Source organism: Nocardia sp. NPDC051030, from assembly GCF_040683015.1.
Lineage (GTDB): Bacteria > Actinomycetota > Actinomycetes > Mycobacteriales > Mycobacteriaceae > Nocardia.
In genome coordinates, this window is record NZ_JBFBCD010000004.1 from 882,402 (window position 1) to 890,864 (window position 8,463).

At 66.3% G+C, this 8,463-nt stretch carries 8 protein-coding genes; 2 read left to right on the forward strand and 6 right to left on the reverse strand.

What is annotated here, in order from left to right:
- Nucleotides 1-98: 98 nt before the first annotated feature.
- The 6 genes from raiA to AB0N05_RS17680 form a co-directional block, all read right to left on the reverse strand.
- Nucleotides 99-767, reverse strand: a complete 669-nt coding sequence (raiA, locus tag AB0N05_RS17655; RefSeq protein WP_364694678.1) for a ribosome-associated translation inhibitor RaiA — start codon at nucleotides 765-767, stop codon at nucleotides 99-101.
- A 230-nt stretch (nucleotides 768-997) separates the two neighbouring features.
- Complete coding sequence (locus tag AB0N05_RS17660) at nucleotides 998-1,645, reverse strand: ComF family protein (protein WP_364694507.1); 648 nt, start codon at nucleotides 1,643-1,645, stop codon at nucleotides 998-1,000.
- 16 nt (nucleotides 1,646-1,661) lie between these two features.
- Nucleotides 1,662-3,470 (reverse strand): MtrAB system accessory lipoprotein LpqB, encoded by a 1,809-nt coding sequence (lpqB, locus tag AB0N05_RS17665; protein WP_364694510.1) that lies wholly within the window; start codon nucleotides 3,468-3,470, stop codon nucleotides 1,662-1,664.
- The gene (mtrB, locus tag AB0N05_RS17670; RefSeq protein WP_364694681.1) at nucleotides 3,467-5,236 is read right to left on the reverse strand and encodes an MtrAB system histidine kinase MtrB; all 1,770 of its coding nucleotides are present in this window, start codon (nucleotides 5,234-5,236) and stop codon (nucleotides 3,467-3,469) included. The genes lpqB and mtrB overlap by 4 nt, the downstream gene beginning before the upstream one ends.
- 44 nt (nucleotides 5,237-5,280) lie before the next feature.
- Nucleotides 5,281-5,958, reverse strand: coding sequence for an MtrAB system response regulator MtrA (mtrA, locus tag AB0N05_RS17675; RefSeq protein ID WP_364694513.1), 678 nt, complete (start codon nucleotides 5,956-5,958; stop codon nucleotides 5,281-5,283).
- 78 nt (nucleotides 5,959-6,036) lie between these two features.
- A complete protein-coding gene (locus tag AB0N05_RS17680; RefSeq protein ID WP_364694517.1) occupies nucleotides 6,037-6,687 on the reverse strand; it encodes a dTMP kinase in 651 nt (216 codons plus the stop codon).
- An 84-nt stretch (nucleotides 6,688-6,771) separates the two neighbouring features.
- Between AB0N05_RS17680 and AB0N05_RS17685 the strand changes: the two genes are divergently transcribed.
- Complete coding sequence (locus AB0N05_RS17685; RefSeq protein WP_364694520.1) at nucleotides 6,772-7,872, forward strand: glycerophosphodiester phosphodiesterase; 1,101 nt, start codon at nucleotides 6,772-6,774, stop codon at nucleotides 7,870-7,872.
- Between the two features lie 181 nt (nucleotides 7,873-8,053).
- A complete protein-coding gene (locus AB0N05_RS17690; RefSeq protein WP_364694523.1) occupies nucleotides 8,054-8,335 on the forward strand; it encodes a hypothetical protein in 282 nt (93 codons plus the stop codon).
- Nucleotides 8,336-8,463 lie beyond the last annotated feature (128 nt).

An 8,463-nucleotide genomic window follows, 5' to 3' on the forward strand; every position in this document is an offset into this window, starting at 1 on the left:
CACAGAAACTGTGCCGACTGACGGTGTCTGATAAAGAAATCAAGCGACCGGGGCTTGATGCGCAGCCCCGGCCGGAACGGATCGGAAGGTACCTGTCGCTACGCGAGCCGGATGAGGCCGTAGTCGAAGGCGTGACGACGATAGACGACCGACGGTCGGTCGGTCTCCTTGTCTTGGAACATGAAGAAGTCGTGGCCGACGAGCTCCATCTGGTAGAGGGCGTCGTCAACCGTCATGGGGATGGCGGAGTGCGTCTTGGTGCGCACAACGTGGCCGGGACCGGCGTTATCGTCTTCATCGGCCTTGTGATCGTGGGAGTCGGCGGCCCCGTTGCCAGAGGTGAACAGGGAATCGTCGATCAATCCGGCCGTCGCCTGAGACACCGAGATCGGTGTCTTGTCCCCATGGTGTACGCGACGGCGATCCTTCATCCGGCGTAGCCGGCTCTCCAACTTATCGACCGCCTGCTCGAGGGCGGCGTAGAAGCTGTCCGCGCAGGCCTCGGCCCGAACCACGGGGCCCTTGCCGCGAGCGGTGATCTCTATCCGCTGGCAGTTCTTGCGTTGTCGACGGTTGGGTTCGTGGGTGAGTTCCACGTCGAAAAGATAGATGGTGGGGTCGAAGCGTTCCAAGCGAGAAAGCTTGTCCGCGACGTGAATTCGGAAATGGTCGGGAACTCCACCCTCACCGAGGGTCCTGCCCTTGACCACGACATCCGCATGGCTGGCCGATTGGCCCTCTGGGATGAACTCGTCATCCAGCAGCACCGCGGTGTCTGCGTTTTTCACTGAAGGTCGTGAAGTAGTCGTCACGCGTACCTCCCGGATCTGGCCGCACAAGCCACTCGTGCGGCGGGATTGAAACGTGTGCCGATTCGTATGACTCGCGTCGGCACATATGTCCGAGGCGCCACCTCCAAACTTGCGGTTCGGGTGTCTGATCGCGACGCTAGTACGCCAGCGACCTGTCCGCCAGTGTTCACGCAAATTTCGAAGAATCAAGCCGCGCAGGTTACCAGCACGGCACGAACCGTCACTCGCGCATCACTCAGCGCACGCACCGATTCACTCACCGTGGCCCCGGTGGTCAGCACGTCATCAACCAGCACTACCTCGGCATTTGCCGGAAACATCCGGGTCGGCGGGCAGTCGGGTACCACCATGATCCGCCCGCGTAGATTGTGCTGGCGATCGCTGCTGGAGAGGCCGACCGAATCGCGCACACCGGGCCGCATGCACAACATTCGTACCAGTCGGCAATCCGGTAGCCAACTCGCCGCGACGCTCGCGGCACGCAGCACCGGATCTCCGCCGCGCCGCCGCGCGGCGACCCTGCGGCTCGGCGCGGGGACCAGAATGAGCGGCCGGGAACCGTCTCGCAAAATATCCAGCCCCCTGGCAATCGAGGCCCCCAGCGGGGTCGCGAGATCCCGGCGGCGGTGTTCCTTGGCGGCCAGTACGGCCCGCCGCGGCGCACCCCGATAGGGAGCCAGCGCCCAGCACGGCACTCCGGGATCGGCGCGCGGGCGGATTCGGATCGGCGGTCCGGACAGGGCGTCGGCGCATGCCGCACACCACCCGATTCCTGCCCTCCCACAGCCACCACAAGCGCGCGGGAGGATCAGATCCAGCAGTTGTTCCCCCATGCCCTCAAGTGTGCGCCTAGCCCGGCGTCACGGGAACCGCATTGGCCCCCAACCCCGGAACTTCGCGCCAGTAGTATTCGCCGCCTTCGGGATTGCGGGTCAGTTCCAGGACCGCGCGGGAGTCGGCGACGTATTCGTGGTCGGGCGAGGCGCTCACGACCCGGACCGGTGGGGTCAGGTTCTGGGTGGTCTGCGGCTGGAAGCCGGAGCCGTCCACGATCACCCCGGCGACCGGATCGACATTGCCCTCGCGGGTGACGATGACCTTCTCGTCGGTCTGCCAGTCGACCGATACCGCATTGGTGCTCAGCCCGACCGCGAGGGACAGCGGGGAGGTCAGCGCGAACTTGCCGCCGGGCTGGGGGCTGACCACCGCGACGTACACCTTGCCATTGGCGATCAGTGCCGCCCGCGCCCCGGACGGCGAGATGCGTAACTCGGTGATGGGCCCGCGCGGCGGATTGGCGGAGTTCGAATTGGCCGCCGCCGCGGTCAATTCGCCGGTGTCGACATCCTGCACGGACACATTGCCGGTGCCGCGGTCGTGCACGGCCCGGATCACCCGATCACCGTCCACCACCGTCCACGCGGAGGCGCCGTCGGCGGGCCAGGACGGGCGGGTGAAGGTGCCGCCGGTCGCGACCGGGAAGCCTTGCCCGTCATAGGTTCCGATGATCAGGGTGCGCTGCGGTTCGGGCTCGGGCCGGTCGTATTTGGCGACCGCGGCGACCAGCTGCCCGTCCGGGGAGAGCGCCACCGATTGCAGCGTGTGCGTGGTGCCGAAAAAGCCCGGGGCGGCGGTGATTCCGGTGTCGGTGACGGCCACGAGGGAGCCGTCCCGCACCGCGTGCAGTCCGGTCCGGTTGTGCGCGATGGCATCCGGGCTCATGGACTCGACGTCGCCGCGGCTCCAGCCGGAGGTGGCGTAGCGGTCGTCGAGCGGGCGGCCGTCGGCCAGCAGCACATACGGTCCGAGGACGTCGGCCCCGGCCAGGGTGAGCACCACCTGAGTGGCCAAGAGCTCCTTGGCCTTCGGGTCCAGGGTGCTCGCGCCCGCGAAGTCGATCTGCACGCCACCGGCGCCGACACCGACATTCTCGGTGTCGCCATTGGCCTTGGTGATCGGCCCGCGCAGGGTGACCTGCCCGGACAGCGGATTGCGCAGCGCGGGGGCCAGCGCGCCCTGGGTGCCCTCGGCGAGCATCCCGAGCAGCTTCTGGGTGAGCTGGTCCTTGCGCGCCGAGACCCAGCGCAGGTCCGGCACCATGGCCGTCCCGGCCAGATTGGGGAAGAACAGCGAATACCGCTTATAGGACTTGTTGAACGCGCTCTGGTCCACGATGACGCCGGGCGGTAGGTCGTCGACCCGCCATTGCCCGTCGATCTTGACCATTTCGACCTTGTTCTCCAGCGTGCCGTCGCTGGCGCGATAGGAGCTGTCCGCGGCCAGTTCGCCGATCTTGCGCGCCCGGATCACATAGGTGGCCGAATCCGCTGTGCGGGATTCACGCAGCGTGTCGGGCCGGTCCACGATGGTGGTGCCCGCGGCGTCGTCCCAGCGCACATTGGCTGCCGGGGACAGGAATTGGCGGGCGGCCTGATGCCGGTTGGTGGGGTCGGAGGTGGCTTGCAGGAAGTCCTGCAGGAGCTGTTCGGGCTCGCGGCCCGCGATCGGCGGATTGGGGCCCGCGCTGGTGGGCTGCCGGTCGAGGGTGCCCAGCGCCTGCGGCGCCGAGGAATCGGGCAGGCTGGCGCAGGCCGTGAGGCCCAGTAGGCAGCTCACCACCAGCAGCGCCCGCACCAGGCGCGAGGTCCGCATCCTCATTGCTTTCCGTCCTCGGCGGGGGGAGGTGGAGCGGTGTCGGCGAGCATGGGCTGATCGGGATTGTCGGCGTCCTGGAAGAGCTGGGCCGGGCTGGCCTCGCCGTTCGGGGTGATCGCCTCGGGGACGGATTCGACTGCGGCGGGCACGGATTCGATGGCCACGGCGTCGCCGGGTTCGCCGACCTCCAGGGCCAGCTGCTCGGGGACCGGGCGCAGCTTCCTGGGTGGTTCCAGGGGCAGCGGGCTGAGGCCGAGCTTGCGTCCGCGCACCAGTGGCAGGGTCAGCCGGAAACACGCGCCGATGCCGATCTCGCCCCAGGCCTCGAGCTTGCCCTCGTGCAGATTGGCGTCCTCGACGCTGATGGACAGGCCGAGGCCGGTGCCGCCGGAGCGCCGCATGCGGGAGGGGTCCGAGCGCCAGAAGCGGTTGAAGACCAGTTTCTCCTCGCCTGGCCGCAGGCCGACGCCTTGATCGCGCACCACGATGGCGACGGCATTGGCGTCGACATCACCGCGCATGCGCATGAGGACCGGTTTGCCCTCGCTGTGATCGATGGCATTGGCCAACAGGTTTCGCAGCACGCGTTCGACGCGGCGCGGATCCACCTCGGCGACAAGGGGTTCCTCGGGCATATCCACCACGAGTTCGACGCCGGATTCCTTGGCCAGGTGCCGCACCGTGGAGACCGCGGCCCGCGCGCACATGCGCACGTCGAGCGATTCCACTTGCAGTTCGGCCACACCCGCGTCGTGGCGGGAGATTTCGAGGAGGTCGTTGAGCAGGCCTTCGAACCGGTCGAGTTCATTGACGAGCAGTTCGGCGGAGCGCGCCAGTGCCGGGTCCAGGTCGTCGCTGGATCCGTGAATGAGGTCGGCCGCCATGCGCACCGTCGTCAACGGCGTGCGTAGCTCATGGCTGACGTCGGAGGTGAAGCGGCGCTGCAGATTTCCGAACTCCTCGAGTTGGGTGATCTGGTTGGACAGGCTTTCGGCCATTTCATTGAACGACATGGCCAGCCTGGCCATGTCGTCCTCACCGCGCACCAGCATGCGCTCTTTGAGTCGTCCGTCGGCGAAGCGACTCGCGATGCGCGCCGCGGATCGAATGGGCAGCACCACCTGCCGGGTCACCAGGGCGGTGATGGCGGCGAGCAGCACCAGCAGCACGATGCCGCCGATGAGCATGGTGCCGCGCATGAGATCGAGGCTGCGCTTCTCATTGGTGAGCGGGAAGATCAGATAGATCTCCAGCGTCGGAATATCGGTGGCGGGGCTGCCGATGATGAGGGCGGACCCGCGGTAACCGTCCGGATCGGAGACCGTCGCGAACTGGTAGCTGATCTGGCGCTCTTGCACGAAATGCCGCAACTCGGGCGGGATTTCCTGGATCGGGCCCGCGTTCAGCTCCGCTTGACTGTCGCCCGTCATGGCCAGGGCGGAATCGTAACTGCCTGCCGCGCCGCCGGATTGGGAGCCGCCGCCCCCGGCCAGGGCGCGGCGGGCATCCTCCAATCGAGCCAGCTGGGTACTCGAATCGTGTACACCGGTCAGCGTGCTCTGGACCGTATTGCGCGCGCGGCTCATCTCCTCGACGGCCGCATTGATCTTCGCGTCCAACAACCTGTCGGTGATCTGAGACGTGAGCACGACTCCCAGAATCGTGATCACGATCAGCGACAGGGTGAGGGTGGACACGACGACGCGCAATTGCAGCGAACGCCGCCACACGTGGCCCAGTTGTTCGCCTAGATTGCGAAACCAGGCCACCACTACCGCCAGTAACCGCTGGACGCGGTTTCTGGAGCCAGCGATCACGGCGGTCCGGCCTTGTAGCCCACACCTCGGACGGTAAGCACGATCTCAGGGTTTTCCGGGTCCTTCTCGACCTTGGCGCGCAACCGCTGCACGTGCACATTGACCAGGCGGGTATCGGCGGCGTGCCGGTAGCCCCAGACCTGTTCGAGGAGCACCTCGCGGGTGAACACCTGGCGCGGCTTGCGGGCCAGCGCCACCAGAAGATCGAACTCCAAGGGAGTCAGCGAGATCTGCGAGTTATTGCGGGTCACCTTGTGCGCAGGCACGTCGATGACGATGTCCGCAATGGACAGCAGTTCCTGTGGCTCTTCCTCGGTGCGGCGCAGGCGGGCCCGCACCCGGGCGACCAGTTCCTTCGGCTTGAACGGCTTGACGATGTAATCGTCAGCGCCCGATTCCAAACCCAGGACGACGTCGACCGTATCGGTCTTCGCCGTCAGCATCACGATGGGCACTCCCGAGTCGGCTCGCAGCACCCGGCAGACATCGATGCCGTTCATGCCGGGCAGCATGAGATCGAGCAGTACGAGGTCGGGACGTAAATCCCGGACCGCGCTCAGCGCCTGCGTGCCGTCGCCGACGACGTGGGGGTCGAAACCCTCACCGCGCAAGACGATCGTGAGCATCTCCGCGAGAGCCATATCGTCGTCGACGACCAGAATCTTCGGCTTCATAACTACTAGTTTGTCACCTCTCGCACTCAGATCCGGCCGCCACGCCAACACTCGTGACCTGTCGGCGCACATCCAACCCTATCCAGCAACGATTTCCGCGACCCGCGCCGCGAGTGTTGCCGGATCGTCACCGGTCCGATGCACCCACCATGGTCCACGCCAGTTGATTTCGGCGAGGTCGCGGTAGACATTACCGGTGCGGCGTTGCAGGCCGCCGTCTTTCTCGTAGGCATCGAGTGCGCGGGCGTGGTCGGCTGCGCCCCGCAGCCGGGCGCGTTCCTCCGCCACATCGACCGGGACATCCAGGAGGATCTGGACATTCGGGGCAGGCAGGGCGAAACGCTCGAACTCCAATTGCTCGATCCAGGCCACGACCTCACCGCGCGCGTCCTGCTCCAGCCGGGCGGCGGAATAGGCTGCGTTGGAGGCGACATAGCGGTCCAGTAGCACGATGTCATTGTCCGCCAGCAGTTTCAGTAGATCGTCGCGCGCGTTGGCGCGGTCGAGGGCGAACAGCAGCGCCATGGCATTCACCGAGGCGGCCAGATCGCCGTGCCCGCCGCGCAGTGCCTCGGCCGCGAGGTCCGCGTGCACGGACACGCCGTAGCGCGGGAAGGCGAGGGTCGCGACACGCAGGCCGCGGGCGCGCAGATCCGTCAGGACGGCGTCGGTCAGCGTGCGTTTGCCCGCACCGTCGAGCCCTTCCACCGAAACCAGCGCACCTACCATGGCCGCGAGCGTACCGAATTGCCCGCAACCTCGGCCGATGCGGTGCGAGTTGCTGTTAGCTTCTTGATTGCTATAGTCCGGCTCATGACTTTCGTCGATGCCAAATCTTGGCAGCTCAAGCGCGCTTTTGCGGTCTTCGGAGTGGCGGTTGCCGCCATGGGATTGGCCGCCTGCGGAAGCTCCGATGACAAGGGTTCCACCTCCACGGCCACCACCGCCTCGGCCGATCCGAATCGCGCATTCGACCTGCAGGCCCATCGCGGCGGTCGCGGTATGACCATCGAGGAGTCGCTGCCCGGCTTCGCCAAGGCCATCGAACTGGGCGTCAGCACACTGGAACTCGATATCGTGCTCACCCGGGACAAGCAGCCGCTGATCTGGCACGACCCGATCATCCAGGCGGAGAAGTGCACCGACACCGCACCCGCCATCCCGGACGATCCGCAGTTCCCCTATGCGGGCAAGCTGGTGCACGATCTGGACTACGCACAGATCCAAACCCTGGACTGCGGCAAGAAACTCGCCGGATTCCCTGAGGCGCAGGAACTTCCGGGCAATAAGATCGCCAAGCTGCCCGAGATCTTCGACCTGGTGAAGTCCTATCCGGGCGCGTTCGACAAGCTCCGCTACAACATCGAGACCAAGATCGAGGCCGCCAAGCCCGAACAGTCCGCCACCCCCGAGGAATTCGTCGACATCATCCTCGACGAGGTGAGCAAGGCCGGGGCCACCGACAAGGTGGAGATCCAGAGCTTCGACTGGCGCAGCCTGCCCCTGGTGAAGGCCAAGAACCCCGCCATCCCCACCGTCGCCCTCTACGACGACTCCACCTACAAGGCGGACAGCCCGTGGCTCAGCCCGATTCGCTACGAGGATCACGCCGATGATCCGCTGGGCGCGATCAAGGCCCTGGGCGCGGACATCTCCTCCCCCAGCTACGTGAACCCCTGGGACAGCAATGCCAAGGTAGACGACCCCGGCTTCAAACTGACCACCACCAAGGAATACGTAGCCAAGGCCCACGAACTCGGCATCAAGGTGATCCCCTGGACAGTCAACGACAAGGCCACCATCTCTTTGGTCCTGGACCAAGGCGTGGACGGCATCATCACCGACTACCCCAACCGTGCCCGAGAGGTCATGAAAGACAAGGGCTACCCGCTCCCCGCGTCATTCCACAAGTGAGCCACTAACTTTCACCACCGCTCACCCCCCGAGCCGGTCGCCCCGCGCGACCGGCTCGTCCCATTTACCCAAAATCTGAAACGCTTCCGATTCATTTCTTATAGTGTGCGATCACTCCCCCTGCAAGGAGAGCATCCCAGCTCCACCCCTCCCGGCCGCCACGTTCGAACAGGATTCCGCCTTGCCGAAAACCACTGCCACGCACCAGCTCTCACGCGCCACCCTCGCCGCCTTCGCCCTCACCGCCACCCTCGCAGCCGCAGGCACCGCCACCGCCGCCCCGGTAACCCTCGACCCGGCCCCCGTAGCCTCCGACGCCGCCCCCACCGGCTCCGGCGGCTCGGGTTCCTCGAGCTCCAACTCCGCCGGTACCGGCTCCAGCGCCAGCCAACTCATCAACATCGCGATCTGCACCCTCACAGGCGGCAAGTGGATCCCGGTCATAGACCTCTGCATCAAGTAGGCGACCGCTGGAATGAGATTCGGGGGGGGGCCCCGGGGGGGGGGGCGGGGCGGGGTGGGGGTCGAAAGCTTAGGCGGGGGGGTGGGTGGGCGGGGTTGGGGGGGGGGGTTGGGGCCGCGTAGGCCACC

Bases quoted from the DNA above. Each gene is read 5' to 3' on its own strand.
- AB0N05_RS17660 (WP_364694507.1), bottom strand. From the start codon at position 1,645: ATGGGGGAACAACTGCTGGATCTGATCCTCCCGCGCGCTTGTGGTGGC.
- lpqB (WP_364694510.1), bottom strand. From the start codon at position 3,470: ATGAGGATGCGGACCTCGCGCCTGGTGCGGGCGCTGCTGGTGGTGAGC.
- mtrA (WP_364694513.1), bottom strand. From the start codon at position 5,958: ATGAAGCCGAAGATTCTGGTCGTCGACGACGATATGGCTCTCGCGGAG.
- AB0N05_RS17680 (WP_364694517.1), bottom strand. From the start codon at position 6,687: ATGGTAGGTGCGCTGGTTTCGGTGGAAGGGCTCGACGGTGCGGGCAAA.
- AB0N05_RS17685 (WP_364694520.1), top strand. From the start codon at position 6,772: ATGACTTTCGTCGATGCCAAATCTTGGCAGCTCAAGCGCGCTTTTGCG.